This is a genomic window from Saccharomonospora sp. NPDC046836 (assembly GCF_040645195.1).
GTDB lineage: Bacteria > Actinomycetota > Actinomycetes > Mycobacteriales > Pseudonocardiaceae > Prauserella_A.
In genome coordinates this window covers 97,639-116,698 of the sequence record NZ_JBEYXW010000014.1, presented here as the reverse complement: position 1 = coordinate 116,698, position 19,060 = coordinate 97,639, and the positions used below count along the sequence as shown (strand labels likewise).

Here is a 19,060-nt window from a genome sequence, read left to right as displayed (position 1 = left end):
ACGATGCGCTTCATCTTCCACTACCCGGAGCAGAACGGGCCCGAGGGCGACATCCTCGATGCGGGACCGCTGCAGGAGGTGGCGATCGCGGCCGAGCGGAGCGGCTTCGACGGGTTCTCGCTCAGCGAGCACCCGGTACCGGGTGCCCGCTGGCTGCACTCCGGCGGGCACCAGACACTCGACCCGCTCATCGCGCTCGGTTTCGTGGCCGGGGTGACCGAGCGCCTACGGCTGCTCACCAACCTGGTCGTCGCCCCGTATCGCAACCCGTTCCTGCTGGCGAAAGCGGCGGCCACTGTGGACAAGCTGTCGGGTGGACGGCTGATCCTGGGCCTCGGCACGGGGTACCAGAAGAGCGAGTTCCATGCGCTCGGGGTCGACATGGACGAGCGCAACGCCCTGTTCGACGAGGCGCTCGACGTGCTCCCCCTGCACTGGCACGGCGAGCCGTTCAGCTACGCGGGCAGGCACTTCAGCGCGCGGGATGTGATCGCACGGCCCAGGCCGGTCCAGAGCCCCGTCCCGGTCTGGATCGGCGGCAACTCGAAGCCGACCCACCGCCGCGTCGCCGAACGCGCACAAGGCTGGCTGTCGATGACCGGTGGAGCGCAGCTGAGCGCGACCGCCCGCACGCCGGCACTCGGGTCGGTGAGCGAGCTGGCCGTCACCATCGCGCAGCTGCGGGAGGCGGCGGCCGCGGCAGGGCGCACCGAGGAGATCGACGTGTCGTACTCCTACAGCGGCGAGGGCATCCAGCAGCCTGCCGTCGAGCCGGACCGGCACCGCGAGGCGCTGGCCGAGATCGAGAACGCCGGCGTCACGTGGGTGATCGTGTCCAGCCGCGTTCCCGACCGCGCGGCGACGCTGGAGTTCATCGAGGGCTTCGGCTCGACCTACCTGTCATGACGGGGGCACACGTGGGATGGTTCGAGGCACGCGGCGGGCTCGACGGCACCGTCGCGGTGGTCACCGGCGGGGCAGGCGGTCTCGGCGAGGCCGTCGTGTCCGATCTCGCGGCCAACGGTGTCCGCGTCGCGGTGATCGACATCGACGCGAGCGCTGCCGACCGGCTGCGGGAGTCGCTCGGCGCGCGTGACTGCGACGTGATCGTGCAGCACGGCGATGCCCGCGACATCGACGCGCTCACCGCGCTGTTCACCGCGGTCGATGAGCGGTGGGGCCGGCTCGACACGCTCGTCAACATCGTCGGCGGCACGTTCCGCGCGGCGTTCACCGACACCACGCCGAAAGGCTGGGACGCGCTGCTGCGCACGAACCTGCTCCATGTACTGCACGCCTGCTCGCTCGCGATCGAACGGATGCGGGCAGGCGGCCGTGGCGGCAGCATCGTCAACATCACGACCATCGAGGCGCACCGCGCGGCGCCCGGCTTCGCCGTCTACTCCGCGGCCAAGGCCGCCGTGGCGCAGTTCGCGCGTTCGCTCGCCGTCGAGGTCGCACCCGAGGGCATCCGGGTCAACAACGTGGCCCCCGACTACGCGCCGACGCCGAACATGATGCGCCATGCCGGAGGCGGGAACACCTCGGCAGGCCCCGGGGTGCGGGTGACGATCCCCATGGGCCGGGCCGGCCGGGTCACCGACATCTCCGGCTGTGTCGTGTTCCTCGCCTCGGCGCTGTCGGCCTACGTCACCGGCACCACGCTGCATCCCGACGGCGGCACGTTCGCCTCCTCGGGCTGGCACAACTGGCCCGGCTCGGGCTGGTCCACCCAGCCACCGGCGCAGGCACTGGAGAACCTCGCAGATCCGCGTTAACTCCCGGCGAGGCGCGCGGCGACGGGCGCGAAGCTGTCGAGCTGCGACTGCTGGATGCTGACGTAGTTGACGCCCAGCGTCTCGCGGCGCTGCCAGAGGCGGTCGGCGATCTCGTCGGCGGAGCCGATGAGCACATTGGGGTGGTCGAGCAGACCGTCCGGGTCCACACGCATCGTCGTCGCCACGCGCTCGAGCGCACCGCCGGCGTCGGCGGTGACCTCGGTGAAGAACGGCGAGCTCTCGATATCGAGCTCGGCGGCGCGATCCCCGGCCGCGTCGCGGACGAAGCCCAGTCGCCGCACCGCCTCTTCCTCGGGTGACAGGCCCGCGTCGTTCACCTTTTCGAACGGCACATTGGCGATACTCACGATGTCGGCCTCGCGGCCGGCCAGCGACAGCACCCGCTTGCGGCTGCCGCCGATCATGATCGGCGGGCGGGGCCGCTGCACTGGCAGTGGCAGTCCCGAGTAGCCGGTGACGTTCACGAACTCGCCCTTCTGCTCCAGCGGTTCCCCGGACCAGTGGGCCTTGACGAGCGCGATCACCTCCGCCAGCTTGTCGACCCTGCGCCGGGCAGGCTCGAAGCCGATCCCCATCGCCCGGTACTCCGGCTCGCTCCAGCCCGCGCCGACGCCGAACTCGAGCCGTCCGTCGGAGAGCAGGTCGAGCGTCGCCGCCTCCTTCGCGAGGACGGTCGGCAGGTGATAGTCGATGCAGAACACCCGGCAGCCGACCCGCAGGGTCTCGGTGACCGCCGCCGCCGTCGCCATGGCGCTGATCGGGGCGAGGTACTGGGGCGGCCACCTGGCCTCCCGGCTCGCCGGGCCCTTCCCGAGGTAGTGGTCAGCCACGAACATCGTCGAGAACCCCAGGTCCTCCACCTTGCGCGCGAGGTCACGCCAGGCTGCCGCCGACGTGGCCTTCGTCGCCTGTACCGCGAAGCGGAAGGGGCGCATCGTTACCATGACTGGAGAATATCATTCTCTTTTCAGTAGTATTCGATTATCTTGTAGCACGGTCGAAGGGATGCGGATGGTCAAGCGGACGCGGTACAGCGAGTACAAGAACGCCTACGCCAACTACCGGTTCGAGCTCAGCGAGGACGGCATCCTGCTCATGCAGTGCCACACCGAGGGCGGCAGCCTCGTGTGGGACTGGAAGGCGCACGACGACATGGCCGACGCCTTCGCCGATGTCGCGGGCGACCGCGAGATCAAGGTCCTGATCCACACCGGCACCGGCGAGAACTACAACGCCGACTGGGGACTGCTCCCCAACGGCGAGCCCCCGGAGGAGCCGGTCTACCAGGCCATGCCGGGCGAGCGCGGACTGTGGAAACTCGACGAGAAGGCCTGGTACAACCGCAACCTCCAGTTCAACGTGCTCGACGTGGATGTGCCGATGATCAGCGCCGTCAACGGGCCGTGCAACATCCACTCCGAGGTCCCGTTGATGGGCGACATCGTGCTGGCCTCCGACGACGCCTGGTTCCAGGACGTGTCGCACTTCCCGCGCGGTCAGGTACCCGGCGACGGGCAGCACATCATCTGGAACTTCCTCTGCGGACACAACCGCGGCCGGTATCTGCTGCTGACCGGAAAGAAGCTCAGCGCGCAGCAGGCGCTGGAGTGGGGCGCGGTCGCCGAGGTCCTGCCGAAGGACAAGCTGCTGGACCGCGCCTGGGAACTGGCGCACGAGCTCGCCAAGCGTCCGCCACTGGTGCTGCGCTACACCCGCCAGTTGTTCACCCAGGAGCTCAAGCGCGCCTTCCTCAACGAGGTCGGCCACGGCGTCGCCCGCGAAACCTACGCCCAGCGCCAGTTCTTCCCCTTCGGCGGCGGGATGGAGCCGCTGGACCGGGCGTGGGACGCCAAACCCTGGTCGACCTGACAATCCGTGAACGGCATTCTCAATTTTGGAGAACATGACTAGTATGGACGAGTGCGGGATGGAAGGGCGACGACCATGACGGGCATACAGGAGCGACTGGCGACCGGGAAGGGTAAGTTCACTCCCCGCTATCCCGAGCTCGGCACCGGCCCGGTGAGCTATGAGGACTCCATCTCGCAGGAGTTCTTCGACGCCGAGCGCGAAGCCGTGTTCCGGCGGTCGTGGCTCAAGGTCGGCCGGGTGGAGCAGCTGCCGAGGACGGGCGCCTACTTCACCAGGGACCTGCCGGGGCTGGGCTCGATCGTCGTGGTCCGGCAGGCCGACGACAGCATTGCCGCGCTGCACAACGTGTGCGCGCATCGCGGCAACAAGGTGGTGTGGCAGGAACATCCGGCACAGGAGACCAAGGGCTTCTGCCGTGAGTTCTCCTGCAAGTACCACGGCTGGCGCTACGGGCTCGACGGCAAGGTCAAGCACGTCACCAACTCCGACCAGTTCTTCGACCTGGACATGAGCACGCTCCGCATGCCGCAGCTGCACTGCGACGTGTGGGCCGGGTTCATCTTCGTGAACTTCGCCGAGGACGCCGAACCACTGCGGAGCTTCCTCGGCGACCGCTTCCTGGAACTGGAGACCTACCCGTTCGACAAGATGACGCAGCGCTGGGGTTTCCGAACGCGCATCAAGGGCAACTGGAAGATCTCGATCGACGCTCTGCTCGAGTGGTACCACCCGCCGTACGTGCACGGCCGCTTCATCGACCCCGACGTGTCCAAAGCGGAAAAGCTCGTCCCGCCGGTGGACTCCTACCACTACGACATCTTCGTTCCGCACATGCTGACGTCGGTGCCCGGTCCGCCGCTCCTGCCGCCCCGGGAAGCCGGGAGAGCCGGTCCCGCGGTGCGCGACCAGAAATGGATCTACCGTCTGTTCCGCGCCGGGCTCTTCGGCCCGGACGATGTCCCCGACCTCGGGCCGATGCCCGACGCACTGAACAAGGGGCGGATCGCCTCCTGGGGCAACGACCAGCTCTGGGCGTTCCCGAACCTGTCCGTGCAGCTCTGGGCCCGCAACTACTACATCACCTACCAGTACTGGCCGGAAGCGGTCGACTCGCACCTCTACGAGGTCGACATCTACTTCCCGCCGCCGTCCAACGCCCAGGAACGGCTGGCCCAGGAGCTGGTCGTCGACAGCACCATCGAGTTCGCCATGCAGGACTCCAACACCGTCGAGGCAACGCATTCGGCGGTGGCCACCCGCGCGACCCGGCAGTTCCAGCTGTCCGATCAGGAACTGCTCATCCGGAACTTCCACAAGGTCGTCGGTGACACGGTGGCCGCCCACCAGAACGCCGACCCCACGCAGGAGCAACGATGACCTCGACCCTGCCCGAGCAGTTCCGCGAGCTGGAGTCCTATGTGGAGGAGTGGGCGCTGCCCACCCGCCAGGAACGGTACGACATGCGGCTGTCGAAGACGATCGACGAGCTGGGCACGTTCTACGACGCCCTCGCCCCTCGGGCCGAGGAGGCGATCGCCTACCTCAACGGGCTGGACCTGAACGACCTGCCCGAGGACGCCACCCGGCTCCTGCACCTCCTGTACTCACTGATCATGGTTTCGTACCCCGTGAACGTGTTCAAGCAACCACGGATCCCCGACTCCGGCGCCGCGTTCTTCGACACGGTCGTCGAGCCGGCCGTGTAGAAGGGACCGCCGACGATGACCGTCACTGTCACCGAACTGACACCCACCACCGGGGTCGAGGTCACCGGCCTGTCCGGCAGCCGGCTCGTCGACCGCCGCGTCGCCGCCGAATGCCTCCGTACGCTCGCCCGGCGAGGTGTCGTGATCTACCGCGAGGCCAACGTCAACGACAACCAGCTGGTCGCGTTCAGCCGCCTGCTCGGCGACGTCGTGCCGATCCCCAACGGCGCCGACAAGGCCCACCCGGAGATCCAGCAGATCACCCGCGACCCGGCGAAGAGCAAGCTCGCCGCCTACCGCGAAGCCACGTTCTTCTGGCACATCGACGGCACCAGCAGCGAGGTGCCGGACAAGGCCACGTTGCTCACCGCGAAGCAGGTCTCCGACAACGGAGGCGGCGACACCGAGTTCGCCAATACCTACGCCGCCTACGAAGCGCTATCGGACAAGGCGAAGGCGGAACTGGAGAATGTGCGCGTCGTGCACAGCTTCACGGCCTCGCAGCTACTCGTCTACCCCAACCCCTCACCGAAGGAACGCGCGGCCTGGGACCGCAACCCTGCCCGGGAGCATCCAGTGATCTGGACCCATCAGGACGGCCGCAAATCCCTGATGATCGGCGCGACCGCGGGCGAGGTCACCGGCCGGTCACCCGAGGAAGGCCGGGCACTGCTGGACCAGCTGTTGGACTGGTCGACACAACCGCAGTTCGTGGTGCGGCACAAGTGGCGTCCCGGCGACCTCGTCATCTGGGACAACACCATCATGCTGCACCGGGCGCTGCCCTACAGCGAGACGTCCGCGCGGCTGATGCACCGGACGTCGCTGGCGGGCGAGGAGGCGGTGGCGTGAGCACGCGGCGTACGGCGCTCGTCACCGGTGGCGGATCCGGTATCGGCCGCGCGATCTCGCTTCGCCTGGCCGAGAACGGTTTCGCCACCGCCGTTCTCGACCTCAACGGCGACGCGGCCGAGCAGGTGGCCGAACAGGCCCGCGGGAAGGGCTACGAGGCCGTGGCTCTCGGAGGCGTGGACGTGTCCGATCGGGACCAGGTGAACGATGCCGTCACGCGCGTCCGTAAGACCCTGGGCCCAGCGCTCGTGCTCGTCAACAACGCGGGAATCACCGGGTACAAACGGTTCCTGAACATCAGCGACGAGCTGTGGGACCGGATGCTGGCGATCAACCTGAGCGGTCCCTTCTACCTCTGCCAGGCGGTGGTGCCCGACATGATCGAGGCGGGCTGGGGCCGGATCGTGAACATCTCGTCGTCGAGCGCCCAGGGCGGCCAGCAGTACATGACACACTACGTGGCGTCGAAGGCGGGCCTGGTCGGTCTCACGAAGGCGCTGGCGCTGGAGTTCGGCCCGGCAGGCATCACGGTCAACACGATTCCGCCGGGTTTCGTCGACACACCAATGCTACGCATGTCGGAGGAGCGCGGGCTGCTCGGCGGGAGCGTCGATCAGCACGCGGAACGCACGCCGGTGCGGCGTCCGGGACGGCCGGAGGACATCGCGGCCGCGTGCGCATTCCTCGTCTCCGACGACGCCGGCTACATCACCGGCCAGGTCATCGGCGTCAACGGCGGCCGCAACACGTAGTTTCAGCGTGGTGAAAAGCGGCTCTCGCTGCTGCTAGAAAGCCTCGTATTCGACGGTGACGGTGCCGGGGCCTTGGGGCAGGGCCTGGCAGGTCAGGATCCATCCCTGCTCGACTTCCTCCGGGGTGAGTGCGTTGTTGGCACGCATGGTTGCGGACCCGGCGCGCACGAGGCCCATGCAGGTGGCGCAGTTTCCCGCCTCGCAGGAGAACGGCGGCTGCATCCCACCGCGGCGCGCCGTCTCCAGCACCGTGTCTCCCGGCTGGTAGGGCACGGTCTGCTTCTTGCCGTTGAGGATCAGCGTGACCGCCTCGGGCAGCTCAGCGGCGTCGGATTCCCGTTGGTGGTCCTGCTGTGCGGCCTCGCCGAAGCGTTCAACGAGGAGGCGATCGGGGTCGACGCCGAGCCGCAGAAGTGAACCCTCGACCAGGTCCATGAACGGAGTGGGCCCGCAGATGTAGAAGTCGGCGTCGAGGCACTCCGCCGCGACGTCGGTGATGGTGTGCGCGTCAGGGAAACCGGCCTCGGAATCGTAGTGGTGGCGCACGTCGAGGCGGCCCGGATGACGCTCTCGCAGCCGGCGTAGCTCGTCGTCGAAGATCACCGACCGGCGGTCGCGGTTGGCATAGAGCACCCGCACCGGTCGCTGCGTGGTGGCCAGCGCACTCTTCACAATGGACAGTGCCGGGGTCACGCCGCTGCCACCGCAGAACGCCACCACCGGGTGGCCACCGTCGCGCAGGCAGAAGACCCCGGTCGGTTTCGCGACCTCCAGGACGTCACCCTCGGCCACGTGGTCGTTGAACCAGTTGGACCCGGCGCCGGACGGAACCCGCTTCACGGTCACGGTCAGGTCGGCGTCGGTCTCCGGCGCGCTCGACATCGAATAGGACCGGAACAGCTCCGCGCCGTCCACCCGAATGCGGAAGGTGCAGAACTGTCCCGGCCGGTAGTGGAACGTCTCCGCGAGGGCGGGCGGAACGTCCAGCACGAACGACCGGGTGTCACCGGTCTCCTGGACGATCCGCTTGACCCGGAGGGCGTGGTAGCCGTGCTCCCGCCGGATCTCATCGTGGTCAAGCATGAAGAATATGCTATCACGATTTATGAGAGCGTCATTCTCGTCGTGTTTCGGCGACAAAGGGATAGATGCGGGTGAAGTCCGCGCCGGGCTCGGCCTGCGCGAACCGCTGCCACACCGCACCCGTGACCTCACCGATCGCGGACGTCCCGCACTGCCCGGCGACGGTGCTCAGGTAGAGCTGCACGTCCTTGGCCATCAGCGAGTTGGTGAAACCGGAAGCGTAGCGACCGGTCAGCACGTGGTGGGGGAACTTGTCGTTCGTCGCCGAGCTCCGACCGCTGGAGGTGTCGAGCACCTCCAACATCGTGGCCATGTCCAGCCCGACGGACTGTCCGAACGCGATCGCCTCACTGGTGGCGGCGAGCGCGGTCGCCGAGAGGAAGTTGTTGGCCAGCTTCAGTGCCTGCGCCATCCCCGGCCGGTCGCCAACGCGTCGCGTGCGGTCGCTGAGCCCCGCGAGCACCGGTTCGACGCCCGCGCACGCGTCGTCGGCCCCGGCGTACATCACGGTGAGCGTGCGGGCCCTGGCCCCGGCCGGGCCGCCCGACACCGGGGCGTCGACATAGCCGACCCCGCCCTCGGCGAGCAGCGCGGCGATGGTCCTCGCGGCGGGCACGCCGATCGTCGAGGCATCGACCACGCACCGCGTCCTCAGCTCGTCTGCGGCGAGGATCTCGCACGACACCTGCTCGGACACCGTGCCGTCGGGCAGGCTGAGCACGACCACGTCGGCGCGCTGGGCGACCTCGGCGACGGTGGCCGCGTAGGAGCTGCCCGCGGGCGCACGATCCGGCCCGAGCGCATCGTGGGCCACGACGGCGTGCCCGGCCCGCACGAGGTTCTCCGCCAACGCGCCGCCCATGTTGCCGAGGCCGATGAAACCGGTGGTCAGCGCCGTCACACGTCCCTCCCCCGCTGTGCCCGCACGGCCTTGACCGCGCGCCGCGCGGCGACTCCGGCCGGTACGCCGCAGTAGGCGGTGATCTGGAACAGCACCTCGTCGATCTCGTCGTCGGTCACGCCGGTCCGCGGCGTACTGCCGGCGTGTACGCGGAACTCGTCCATCCGCCCCAGCGCCGCGGTCATCGCCAGCACCAGCAGGCTCCGGTCGCGTGTGCTCAGCGCGCCGCCGCGGACCCAGACACCCCACGCCATCGACGTGATGTAGTCCTGGAACTCGGCGGCCACGGGGTCGGGGTCAGCGGTGGCCCCATCGACGTAGGCGTCACCGAGCACAGCCCGCCGCATGGCCCGGGCGGCACGCAGCTGCTCGTTCTCTTCCATGGTCCTCCCCGCTCAGCGCAGCGAAATGTCGTTGAGAACGTCACTCTCGCCAATCTATAACGAGAATTCCGGCGTCCGCCAGGGGGCGGAGGTCACGCGGACGCGAGAACGCTCAGGACACCTGGCTCGTAGGGGGTGATCTCGATGGACACGATCAGGCCGTCGCTGATCCGCAAGCCTATTGCCGCGTACGGGTGCCCGCCGGGAGCGATGATCGCTCCCGGGATGCCGCCGACGAGAACCGGGACGGTGACGCGGATACGGTCCAGGAAGCTCCGGGTTTCCTCCGCGACAGCCGCTGCGCCGACGACCTCGGTCGCTGCGCCGGGCGGCAACAGCCGGGCATCGGCCGTGCGCACCACGTCGGGCGCCAGGAGAGTGACGAGCCGCCGCATGTCGCCGCCGCGCGAGGCATCGAGGAACGCTTCGACGATCTCGGCATGGTGCGCCGACTCCCTGGCGTCCGCCGGGTCGGTGGCACGGAGCCGGCCCCTGGCACGACTCGCCAGCTTCTTGGCCGAGGCCGGCGTCGTCTCCAGCACGGTCGCGACGTCGGCGAAGGGCAGCGCGAACAGATCGTGCAGTACGTAGGCCACCCGCTGCGCCGGTGAGAGCTCAGCCAACAGCACCAGGAGCGCCCTGGAGACGTCCTCGCGCCGCAGGAACTCTTCGTCGGTCGCGAGTTGCGCGCTCGAGAGTTGATCGGCCGTGAGCGCAACCTCACCCCGCCGATGACGTGTCCGCAGCTGGTCGAGACACAAGCGTGCGGTCACCGTGGTGAACCAGCCGTCCGGGTTCTTTAGCTGGGCCGTGTCCGCCGACTGCGCACGCAGCCATGCGGCCTGGACCGCGTCCTCGGCGTCGTGGAACGAACCTACGATGCGGTGAGCCAGCGACAACAGTCGCGGCCGGGCAGCCTCGAACTCCTCAACCAGATCCACGTCGTGGGTCACCTTTCATGCCCGCGGAACGTCAGGACGGTCAGGAGGAACCAGAACCCGGCGAACACGCGCACGCAGGAGGTAACCATGAGCGTACAGATCGTTCGATTCAGCACCAGTCCCGAGCACGTTCCAGAAGTCGAGGAGGCGATCGACCAACTGTTCACCGCAGTCAAGGAGGCGGCCCCGGCCGGGCTGGAGTACACCGCTGCGCGAGTCGGCGACAGCCCTGAGTTCCTGCTGACCCTCCAGCTGCCCGACGACGCCCCCAACCCCCTCCTCGGCATCGAGGCGGCCGGCGAGTTCCGAGCCAGGATCGCCGGCTGGGCGGGCGTCCCGGTGCCGCCGCAGACCCTCGACGTACTCGGGCGGTACGCCGGATGATGGCCGTGGTCGAGGGCGGGCTGCTCGTCGCCACCATCGTCTGCATCCTCGCCAACGGATTCGAGGTGGCTGCCAAGGCGTTCAAAGCCCGGTTCGTGCTGGAGAACTCGGCCGAGGTGGGACTGGCCGCACGGTGGATCCCTGTTCTCGCGGTGCTCGAGGGTGCCGGCGTGTCAGGGCTGGTGCTCGGTCTGTTCGGACTGCACTCCATCGGGCTGGCGGCTGCGACAGGGCTCGTCGTGTTCTTCGTCGGCGCCGTCACGGTCCACGTCCGCGCCAGGGTGTTGCACAACATCGCGTTTCCCGCGCTGTTCCTGGTTCTCGCGGTCGCCGCCTTCGCGCACTTCGCCTGGAGCGCGACCTGAAGGACCGGCCTTCGTTGGAGTTCAGCGGCTGCGCAGCAGCTTCTCGGTGTAGTCGGCCAGGCGGGCGGCAGCGTCGGGGTCGAGGGTCTTCAGGGACGTCTCGACCGGCTTGCCCCGGTCGATCGCGGACAGCGGGTCCGTCGGTGGTCGATCGATCCACTGGACGATCGGTTCGACCGCGTCGGCCACCGGGCGGGCGAAGAATTTCGCGAGCAGTGTGAGTGATCCCCGGATCAGTGGATTCGGGTGGCCGTCGACGCCGCTGCGGGTGAATCCGGGGTGATAGAGAACGTAGCGCGCCTTGCTCTCGGCCTGGTTGGCGAACATGACGCCCAGCAGGTCGTTCGCCCGGCCGGCCTGGAGCTGGGCACGCACCTGACCGTAGCGGCGCGTCAACTGGGGATCGTCCCAGTAGATCCGGCCCGCGGTGTTTCCGACACCAGCGACGTTGATGATCACTGGCTCGGGACTGGCATCGAGCAGCGGGCGCAGTCGGTAGCTGAGCAGATAGCGGCTCAGGTAGTACAGGGCGAAGGTGGACTCCAGGCCGTCCGCAGTCTCCTTGCGCTTCGGGCTCACCCGGTTGGCGAACAGCGCCAGGGCATCGACGGTGTCGTGTTCCTCGCCGATGCGAGCGATCACCCGCTCGGTCTCAGCGATCGAGGACAGGTCCGCCTGCAGGAACCGCAGGTTCGGATGCGTCGCCTGCTCGAGCAGAGCACGTCCCTTGGCTTCGTTGCTGCCGATCACGGTGACGTGGTCACCCCTCGCAAGCCGTTCCAGGGCGGTCGCGCGGCCCATACCGTCGGTGCCGCCGCTGATGACGACGGTCTTCGGTGGTTGGCTCGGCACGGGTGTCCTCCATAGGCTCGGTATCGACTGATCCATCGTGAGCCGCCCAGTCGCAGACCGAAAGAAGGCAGTTTCATGTCCGGTACGAACACCGGTGTTCCCTCGGTACTCGCCCACGAGCTGCCTCGCCCGGTGCCGCCCGAGGAGCTCGCCGCGTGCCCGGCCGGTGATGCGTTCCGGCGTGTGGGCGACAAGTGGAGCATGCTGCTGGTGGTCCTGCTCGGAGGGCGGCCGCACCGGTACAACGAGTTGCACCGTGCCATTGACGGCATCAGTCAGCGCATGCTGACCCGCACGCTGCGCGGCCTGGAAACCGACGGGCTGGTGCGGCGCGAGGTGCACCCGACCGTGCCGCCCAGCGTCGAGTACAGCCTGACCCCGCTGGGGCGCACTCTGCTCCAACCGCTGTCAGCACTGGCGGACTGGGCGGTGCTGCACCAGGCGGAAATCAACGAAGCCCGCTCCCGCCATGTCGGCCGACCACAACCGGTGCCAACGGATCTAGGCGATACCGAGGTGGATTGACCGCGTCGGGCAGGCGTCCGCGGCGTTGCGGACGTCCTCGGCCGGGTCGCCGTCCTCCGCGATCACGCTCACCTTGCCCGCATCGTCGAGCGCGAAGGTACTGCTCGCGTAGAACGAGCACACCCCGGTGCCCGCGCAGGTCTCCGGCGTGACGTTCACCCGCGGCCGGTCGGTCATCCGAACACCACCGGGAGCTCGTTGGGGCCCCGCATGTGTAGTCCCATGAGGACCGGTCTGCTCGCCTCGGGGTCCCAGCGCAGATTCGGCAGCCGGTCGAGGATCGCGTTGAGGGCCACCGACATCTCCGCCCTCGCGACGTGCATGCCGAGACACACGTGCGGGCCTCCGGCGAACGACAGGTGCGGGCGCAGCTTGCGGAAGATGTCGAAACGATCCGGGTCCGGCCAGCGCTTCGGATCGTGGTTGGCCGCGGACAGGCACAGGGAGACGCGGGCCCCGGCCGGGATGTCGACGCCGCCGAGCGTGGTGTCCGCGAGCACCCTGCGGAAGAACGTCGGGTCGGTGACCTCCCAGCGCAGGGACTCCTCGACGGCCAGCCGCACCAGCTTCCGGTCGCGGCGTACCGCTTCGAGCTGGTCCGGGTGGTTCAACAGCGCCCACAGCGTGATGCCCAGCTGCCGCCAGGTGGTGCCCGAGCCCGCGGTCAGCAGCAGGCGTGCGTAGGCGAGGACGTCCTCGTCGGTGAGCCCACGGGCTCGGCCGTCCGAGCCTCGCATCGTGGCCTGGACCAGCTTGGTGATCAGGTCGTCGCCAGGCTTCGCCCGGCGCTCGGCGATCACGGGGAGCATGATCTCGCCGACGCCTGCCGACGCGGCGAGCCGTTGCTCCCTCGACAACGTCCCGGAGATCATGTCCTCGATGAGCTCGCGCAGCCGCAACGCGTCGTCCATGGGCACCCCGAAGCTGCCTGTGATCGTCAGCAGCGGCAGCAACGCACAGAACTCGAGGTTCAGGTCAGCCTGCCCCCGTCGCTCGATACGAGCCAGCAGCGTGTCGGTGATGCCGGCGATCCAGCGGTCGATCCACCACTGGGTCATGCTGCGTGCGAAGGCCGGCGCCGCGGCGGACCTGTAGCGGGCGTGCTCGTCCCCGCTCATCGCGAGGATGTTCCGGCCGAAGGTGTCGAATGTGCCGAGCATGGTGTCCGAGTTGAACGTCTCGGTGTCGCGGAAGACCACGTTCACGGTGGCGTAGCTGAACACCGAGAAGACCGGTTCCGGCCAGTGCACGTGGACGGGCACCCCTAGAACCTCCTCGACGGTGCCCGCGTGGACCGGTCCGGTCTCACGCGCTCGTGCCAGATCGGCGTGGAAGTCGTCGGCGTAGTCACCTCCGGAGCGGGCCCGGCGGAACTCGCCTCCGGTGTCGAAAAGGGTTCTGATCATCGCCGTGTCCAGCTGTGTGATCTCCTCGAGCATGGGAGTTCTCCCGTCTGTCACGAGCTCACCGCCGTGACGTGTTTGACCTGCTGGTAGGCGCGGATGCCCTCGCGTCCGCGCTCACGCCACTCGCCGCTGTGCCGCCAGCCGCCTGACGAGGCGTACGGGCCGAAGTACCCGCCGTTGACCAGCACAGTGCCGGCGCGGATGCGCCGCGCCACCGCGAGCGCCTCCCCCGCCGGCCCGTAAACCGCACCGGACAGCCCGTACACCGTGTCGTTCGCCAGCGCCACGGCATGGTCGACATCGCGGTAGCCGATCACCGACACCACCGGCCCGAAGGTCTCCTCCTGGGCAAGACGGTTGGCCGTGTCGTCCAGGTCCACGACCGTCGGTTCGAAGAAGTGACCGCCGAGGTCGGGCCGTGCCCTGCCGCCGACGACCACACGCCCGCCGTGCCGCCGCGCGGCTGCGACGTGTTCGGCGCACCGCTCGACCTGGGCCGCGCTGATGACGGGGCCGACATCCGTCGCCGGGTCCCGCGGGTCGCCGATGCGCAGGGCCCCCACACGGTCCGCGGCCTCGGCGAGCACCTGCTCCTTGTGTGACTCCGGTACGAGGACCCTGGTCTGCAGCACACAGCCCTGGCCTGCCATCGCCCGCATGACGGTGACGATCCCGTCAGCGGCACGGTCGACCGCGCCGGGCAGGTACAGCCCTGCCGACTTGCCGCCCAGCTCGAGCATGACGCGCTTGAGTGTGGGCGCGGCCTGCGCCATGATTGCGGACCCGACAGCCGTGGACCCCGTGAACGACACCGCGTCCACCTGCGACGCACTCGTCATCAGCTGCGCCCCGGCCGTGCCGTCCTCGACGAGCACGTTCAGCACGCCCGGCGGGAACCCTGCCTCCTCGGCGGCGGCGCCTGCCGCGAGCACCGTGAGCGGCGCGAGCGGGCTGGGCCGCAGCACAACGGTGTTGCCCGTCAGCAGCGCGGGCACGATCTTCCACAACGTGATGAACAGCGGCACGTTGTAGGACGGGATGGCGCTCACCACGCCGAGCGGCTCCCAGGTCAGGACGCTCGTGACGACCCGGTCACCCGCGACGAGGTCCGCGAGCGGGATGGGGTTGTGTTCCTCCTCCGGCAACGCGGCGTGGATGCGGACCGCCGTGCGCGCGTGCTGGATGGCACCGGCCACCTGCACTCTGCGCGCCATGGACAGCAATGCGCCCGTCTCCGCAACGACAGTGTCCACAAGGGACTCCTGCCGCTTCTCCAGCACGTCGAGGAAACGCAGAACCAGCTCGGCCCGTTCGGCGGCCGACGTCCTCGACCACTCGCCGTCGAACGCCCGGCGCGCGGCCTGCACTGCGCGCTCGAAGTCGGCGAACTCCGCGGTGGGCACTTCGGCCACTGTGGACAGATCAGCGGGGTTGGTGACCCGGAGGGTGGCAGCGCTCATGTGAGTGTCATGCCTGCGTCGAACGGCAGCGCCACCCCTGTGACGGCGAACGCCGCGTCGGAGACCAGCCACAGGATCGCGGCACTGACGTCGGACGGCTGCAGGCGATCGATCGGCAGCACACGCTGGATCTGCTGGAACCGGCTGGTGTCGACCATGGGCGAGTGCGGATTGTTGATCATGTACGTGTCCACCGCCGTCGGATGCACGACGTTCACGCGCACCCGGTGCTGGCCGAGCAGTCTTGCCCAGCCCTTGGCGAGGCCGACGAGGCCGTGCTTCGCGGCGTTGTACCCGGACATCCCGCCGGATCCGTCGGTCATTCCCTTCAACCCCGCGGTGGAGCCGGTGAGCACGATCGAACCGCCGCGCTCCTGTTCGATGAGCGGACGCTGCGCCACCTTGATCGTGTTGAACACGCCGGTGAGCATCACGCCGATCGCGTCGCCCCAGTTGGCGGCCGCCTGCTCCAGCGTCTGCTCGTTCGGGTTACTGTGCAGCACGCCCGCGTTCGCCAGCACGATGTCGACGCCCCCGAGCTCGGCGATGCCGTGATCCAGCGCCTTCTGCAGCGCGACGATGTCTCGGACGTCGGCGACGGCGGTCACGCATCGCCGCCCCGTCTCCTCGACGAGGCGTGCGGTCTCGGCGAGGTCGTCCGTGGTGGCCAGCGGGTAGGGAACGGTCGGGATGTCCGCGCAGATGTCCACGGCGATCACGTCGGCGCCGTGCTCGGCGAGCAACGCGGCGTGTGACCGCCCCTGACCACGACCCGCCCCCGTGATGAACGCGACCCTGCCGTCCAGTTGCCCCATGATCGGCGCCTCCTCGTTGAGTGCTTGGGCACGGCTCCAGCCCCTCGGAAGTCACGCAGGGGAAAACCCAAATCTCCGGCACGCGCCACGACTGATCGTCCCTCGCGGACGATCACATTCGCCCAGAATAGGCAGCGCCGGTCAACAGCGTCAAGAGAATGACCTTCTCCAATTCAACCTAGCCGACATCGGAGAGCAGCCTTCTACTTCCCCAACCGCCAGGACACGGTGCCTAAACCAGCTTATGGACATACGAGCTTCTACTCGCTACCGTGAAGTTCTGTCTCCATACCGGAGAACCTTGTTTCCGCTGCTTCGGACCCCTCAATGTGGAGGAGAAAAACCATGCGAGCGGTGCCCGGTGATCCCTCGCCTGTCTTCGACGGTGTCCAGGTCCTCGAAGTAGCACAGTGGACGTTCGCACCGGCTGCCGCGGCGGTACTCGCCGACTTCGGCGCGTCGGTGCTCAAGATCGAGGATCCTGTCGCCGGCGATCCGCAGCGCGGGCTCGCCTCCGCCGGCGTCGTCCCGATGGTCGGCGGCGTCAACGTGATCACGGAGCAGACCAACCGGGGCAAGCGGAGCATGGGACTGAACCTGCGCGCGCCGCGTGGTCAGGACCTGCTCATGCGGCTGGTCGACCGCGCCGACGTTTTCGTCACGAACTTCCGCGGCCCCGCCAGGATGAAGCTCGGTTTCGACGAGGACACAGTGCGGGCCCGCAATCCGCGCATCATCTACGCCAGGGCGACCGGCCAGGGCGCGCGTGGTCCGGATGCCGACCGCGGCGGGTACGACTTCACCTCGTTCTGGATGCGCAGCGGCATCGCCTCCGCCCTGACGGCCGACGATGCCGAGCGGCCGCTGCCGCAGCCGCCTGCGTTCGGCGACAAGGCAGGCGCGATGAACCTCGCGTTCGGCATCGCCGCTGCCCTGTTCCGCCGCGAACGTACCGGTCAGGGCGCGCTCGTCGACGTCTCCCTGCTCGGCTCCGCGCTGTGGCAGCATTCCAGCGCGATCCTGCACAGCTGGCGGCTCGGCCATGACTTCCCCACTCTGACCGGGCGCTCGACGAACCCGATCGCCCGGTCGTACCGGACATCGGACGGCCGGTGGATCGCGCTGATGATGATCGAGTCCGACCGGTGGTGGCCCGGACTGTGCCAGTACCTCGGCCGCACGGACCTCCGCACCGACGAGCGGTTCACCGACGCGGCGGCCCGTTCCGCCAACTACGCCGACTGCGTCGCCGAACTGGAGGCGACCTTCGCCCGTGCGGCACTCGCGCAGTGGGAGAAGCGCTTCGCCGACTTCGCCGCGCCGTGGTCAGTGCTGCGGTCGATGCTCGAAACGGCCACCGATCCGCAGGTCGTCGAGAACGGCTACGCCGTGCCGGTCGACCACGACGGTTCCGAGGTCCAGCTCGTGAGCGCGCCGGTGCAGTTCGACGAGCACGTTCCCGGGCTGGGCCGGGCACCCGAGCACGCGCAACACTCCGAACAGGTCCTGCTCGAGCTCGGCTACGACTGGGCGGCCATCGCGGAGCTCAAGGACGCGGGCGTGCTCGCATGACCACGAGCCGGCCTCCATTGTGGACGTAATCCTCGCTCTCCTACCACACAGCAGAAAGGACGGACACCCATGACGGCAACCGCACCGGAGCTGAACTGGCTCATCTCGGTCGACGACCACGTCCTCGAACCAGGACACCTGTGGCAGACCTGGCTCCCCGAACGCTTCCGTGACCGCGGTCCGAAGCTCGTCATCGGCGAGGACGGCAAGGGGACCTGGCACTACCTCGACCAGCAGCAGCGCGCCAGCGGGCTGTCGGCAACCGTCGGCAGGGACAAGAGCCTCATCAGCCCGGACCCCTTGGGCTATGACGAGATGCGGCCCGGTTGCTACGACGCCGCTGCCCGCGTGCAGGACATGAACCAGGCGGGGATCCTGGCGTCGATGACGTTCCCGACGTTCCCTGCCTTCTGCGGCCAGACCTTCTACCGCGGCGAGGACAAGGAACTCGGCCTCGCGTGCATCGAGGCCTACAACAACTGGATGGTCGACGAGTGGTGCGCGACGGCGCCCGGCCGGTTCATCCCGCTCACCCTCATCCCGCTCTGGGACCCCGAAAAGGCGGCTACCGAGGTCCGGCGGGTCGCCGAGCGCGGTGTGCGGGCAGTCGCGTTCAGCGAGAATCCCGAGCCGCTCGGCCTGCCGACGATCAACGACCCCAGCGGCTACTGGGACCCGTTCTTCCGCGCGGCCGAGGAATGCGGCGTGGTGATCTGCATGCACGTCGGCTCGTCGTCGCAGATCCCCTCGATCAACTCGAACACGAACTTCATGGCGAACCTGTCCTGGGGTGCGGTGCGGACGTCGGGCACGATGCTCGACTGGCTGTTCAGCGGCGTGTTCGAACGCTTCCCCAACCTCAGGATCTCACTCGCCGAGGGCAACATCGGCTGGATCCCGTACTTCCTCGAGCGGGCCGAGCAGGTGATCGACAAGCAGCGCTTCTGGTTCCAGCGCGGCGTCGACTACGACCCCGGCAAGGGCAGCAAACAGCAGCGCACCGACGGTGGCTCGCACACGATCGACTACCTCAACTTCGACATCCGGCAGTCGTTCCGCGACCACGTCTACGGCTGCTTCATCGACGACGTCGCCGGGCTGGGCAACCTCGATCTCATCGGCGAGGACAACGTCATGATCGAGACCGACTACCCGCACTCGGACACCACGTGGCCGAACTCGATCAAGCTCGCGCGCGACCGGCTCGCCGGGATGAGCCCCGCGGTGCAGTACAAGATCCTGCGCGGCAACGCCGAGCGGCTGTTCCAGTTCACCCCGTCCGACACCGCCGAACTGCCGGTGCCGGACGGCATGGCGTGAGCGAGCTTGCGAGCGAACCAATGAGCACAGTACCGCCCGGTCGCGGGCACGCCGAGCGCAGCGAGGTGGGTC

22 protein-coding genes are annotated in these 19,060 nt (G+C 68.5%); 12 read left to right on the top strand and 10 right to left on the bottom strand.

Annotation, left to right across the window (positions count from 1 at the left end; genetic code table 11):
- Positions 1-3 precede the first annotated feature (3 nt).
- Together ABZ863_RS17910 and ABZ863_RS17905 are read left to right on the top strand one after the other, a co-directional pair.
- Complete coding sequence (locus ABZ863_RS17910) at positions 4-906, top strand: LLM class F420-dependent oxidoreductase (protein ID WP_358536790.1); 903 nt, start codon at positions 4-6, stop codon at positions 904-906.
- Complete coding sequence (locus ABZ863_RS17905; RefSeq protein WP_358536660.1) at positions 903-1,778, top strand: SDR family oxidoreductase; 876 nt, start codon at positions 903-905, stop codon at positions 1,776-1,778. Before ABZ863_RS17910 ends, ABZ863_RS17905 begins: the two co-directional genes overlap by 4 nt.
- Here the strand turns inward: ABZ863_RS17905 and ABZ863_RS17900 are convergent.
- Positions 1,775-2,743, bottom strand: coding sequence for a TIGR03621 family F420-dependent LLM class oxidoreductase (locus tag ABZ863_RS17900; RefSeq protein ID WP_358536657.1), 969 nt, complete (start codon positions 2,741-2,743; stop codon positions 1,775-1,777). The two genes, ABZ863_RS17905 and ABZ863_RS17900, sit on opposite strands and share 4 nt — an antisense overlap.
- 61 nt (positions 2,744-2,804) lie before the next feature.
- Here ABZ863_RS17900 and ABZ863_RS17895 point away from each other — a divergent pair, with 61 nt between their 5' ends.
- The 5 genes from ABZ863_RS17895 to fabG all read left to right on the top strand — a co-directional run bounded on the left by ABZ863_RS17895 (position 2,805) and on the right by fabG (position 6,981).
- The gene (locus ABZ863_RS17895) at positions 2,805-3,668 is read left to right on the top strand and encodes an enoyl-CoA hydratase/isomerase family protein (protein ID WP_358536654.1); all 864 of its coding nucleotides are present in this window, start codon (positions 2,805-2,807) and stop codon (positions 3,666-3,668) included.
- A 75-nt stretch (positions 3,669-3,743) separates the two neighbouring features.
- Entirely contained in the window at positions 3,744-5,048 is a 1,305-nt protein-coding gene (locus ABZ863_RS17890) for an SRPBCC family protein (RefSeq protein ID WP_358536651.1), read from the top strand.
- Entirely contained in the window at positions 5,045-5,377 is a 333-nt protein-coding gene (locus tag ABZ863_RS17885) for a hypothetical protein (protein ID WP_358536649.1), read from the top strand. The genes ABZ863_RS17890 and ABZ863_RS17885 overlap by 4 nt, the downstream gene beginning before the upstream one ends.
- 15 nt (positions 5,378-5,392) lie before the next feature.
- Positions 5,393-6,229, top strand: a complete 837-nt coding sequence (locus ABZ863_RS17880) for a TauD/TfdA family dioxygenase (RefSeq protein ID WP_358536646.1) — start codon at positions 5,393-5,395, stop codon at positions 6,227-6,229.
- Positions 6,226-6,981 carry a 3-oxoacyl-ACP reductase FabG gene (gene fabG, locus ABZ863_RS17875; protein WP_358536644.1) on the top strand — a complete coding sequence of 252 codons (756 nt, stop codon included), beginning with the start codon at positions 6,226-6,228 and terminating at the stop codon, positions 6,979-6,981. The genes ABZ863_RS17880 and fabG overlap by 4 nt, the downstream gene beginning before the upstream one ends.
- A 33-nt stretch (positions 6,982-7,014) precedes the next feature.
- On the opposite strand, the gene ABZ863_RS17870 is transcribed toward fabG, so the two are convergent.
- From ABZ863_RS17870 to ABZ863_RS17855, 4 genes are all read right to left on the bottom strand, one after another.
- The gene (locus ABZ863_RS17870) at positions 7,015-8,064 is read right to left on the bottom strand and encodes a ferredoxin--NADP reductase (RefSeq protein ID WP_358536641.1); all 1,050 of its coding nucleotides are present in this window, start codon (positions 8,062-8,064) and stop codon (positions 7,015-7,017) included.
- A 31-nt stretch (positions 8,065-8,095) separates the two neighbouring features.
- A complete protein-coding gene (locus ABZ863_RS17865) occupies positions 8,096-9,037 on the bottom strand; it encodes an NAD(P)-dependent oxidoreductase (protein ID WP_358536787.1) in 942 nt (313 codons plus the stop codon).
- Positions 8,962-9,348, bottom strand: a complete 387-nt coding sequence (locus ABZ863_RS17860; protein ID WP_358536639.1) for a carboxymuconolactone decarboxylase family protein — start codon at positions 9,346-9,348, stop codon at positions 8,962-8,964. Before ABZ863_RS17860 ends, ABZ863_RS17865 begins: the two co-directional genes overlap by 76 nt.
- A gap of 92 nt (positions 9,349-9,440) precedes the next feature.
- A complete protein-coding gene (locus ABZ863_RS17855) occupies positions 9,441-10,289 on the bottom strand; it encodes a sigma-70 family RNA polymerase sigma factor (RefSeq protein ID WP_358536636.1) in 849 nt (282 codons plus the stop codon).
- Positions 10,290-10,376: 87 nt separating this feature from the next.
- On the opposite strand from ABZ863_RS17855, the gene ABZ863_RS17850 reads away from it, so the two are divergent.
- Positions 10,377-10,673 carry a hypothetical protein gene (locus tag ABZ863_RS17850; RefSeq protein ID WP_358536635.1) on the top strand — a complete coding sequence of 99 codons (297 nt, stop codon included), beginning with the start codon at positions 10,377-10,379 and terminating at the stop codon, positions 10,671-10,673.
- Positions 10,673-11,038, top strand: a complete 366-nt coding sequence (locus ABZ863_RS17845; protein WP_358536784.1) for a DoxX family protein — start codon at positions 10,673-10,675, stop codon at positions 11,036-11,038. The genes ABZ863_RS17850 and ABZ863_RS17845 overlap by 1 nt, the downstream gene beginning before the upstream one ends.
- Before the next feature lie 21 nt (positions 11,039-11,059).
- Here ABZ863_RS17845 and ABZ863_RS17840 read toward each other — a convergent pair whose 3' ends face one another.
- Complete coding sequence (locus ABZ863_RS17840) at positions 11,060-11,890, bottom strand: SDR family NAD(P)-dependent oxidoreductase (protein ID WP_358536633.1); 831 nt, start codon at positions 11,888-11,890, stop codon at positions 11,060-11,062.
- 75 nt (positions 11,891-11,965) lie between these two features.
- Here ABZ863_RS17840 and ABZ863_RS17835 point away from each other — a divergent pair, with 75 nt between their 5' ends.
- The gene (locus tag ABZ863_RS17835) at positions 11,966-12,415 is read left to right on the top strand and encodes a helix-turn-helix domain-containing protein (RefSeq protein WP_358536630.1); all 450 of its coding nucleotides are present in this window, start codon (positions 11,966-11,968) and stop codon (positions 12,413-12,415) included.
- On the opposite strand, the gene ABZ863_RS17830 is transcribed toward ABZ863_RS17835, so the two are convergent.
- From ABZ863_RS17830 to ABZ863_RS17815, 4 genes are read right to left on the bottom strand one after another with little or no spacing between them, the layout of a single operon-like run.
- The gene (locus ABZ863_RS17830) at positions 12,392-12,592 is read right to left on the bottom strand and encodes a ferredoxin (protein ID WP_358536628.1); all 201 of its coding nucleotides are present in this window, start codon (positions 12,590-12,592) and stop codon (positions 12,392-12,394) included. The two genes, ABZ863_RS17835 and ABZ863_RS17830, sit on opposite strands and share 24 nt — an antisense overlap.
- Positions 12,589-13,854: a cytochrome P450 gene (locus ABZ863_RS17825; protein ID WP_358536626.1), complete on the bottom strand. Its 1,266-nt coding sequence runs from the start codon at positions 13,852-13,854 to the stop codon at positions 12,589-12,591. Before ABZ863_RS17825 ends, ABZ863_RS17830 begins: the two co-directional genes overlap by 4 nt.
- Before the next feature lie 17 nt (positions 13,855-13,871).
- On the bottom strand, positions 13,872-15,281 hold the full coding sequence (locus ABZ863_RS17820) for an aldehyde dehydrogenase family protein (protein WP_358536623.1): 1,410 nt from the start codon (positions 15,279-15,281) through the stop codon (positions 13,872-13,874).
- Positions 15,278-16,096: a mycofactocin-coupled SDR family oxidoreductase gene (locus tag ABZ863_RS17815; RefSeq protein ID WP_358536621.1), complete on the bottom strand. Its 819-nt coding sequence runs from the start codon at positions 16,094-16,096 to the stop codon at positions 15,278-15,280. The genes ABZ863_RS17820 and ABZ863_RS17815 overlap by 4 nt, the downstream gene beginning before the upstream one ends.
- 345 nt (positions 16,097-16,441) lie before the next feature.
- Between ABZ863_RS17815 and ABZ863_RS17810 the strand changes: the two genes are divergently transcribed.
- Both ABZ863_RS17810 and ABZ863_RS17805 read left to right on the top strand, forming a co-directional pair.
- Entirely contained in the window at positions 16,442-17,668 is a 1,227-nt protein-coding gene (locus ABZ863_RS17810; RefSeq protein ID WP_358536618.1) for a CaiB/BaiF CoA-transferase family protein, read from the top strand.
- Positions 17,669-17,737: 69 nt separating this feature from the next.
- Complete coding sequence (locus tag ABZ863_RS17805; protein ID WP_358536615.1) at positions 17,738-18,988, top strand: amidohydrolase family protein; 1,251 nt, start codon at positions 17,738-17,740, stop codon at positions 18,986-18,988.
- Positions 18,989-19,060 lie beyond the last annotated feature (72 nt).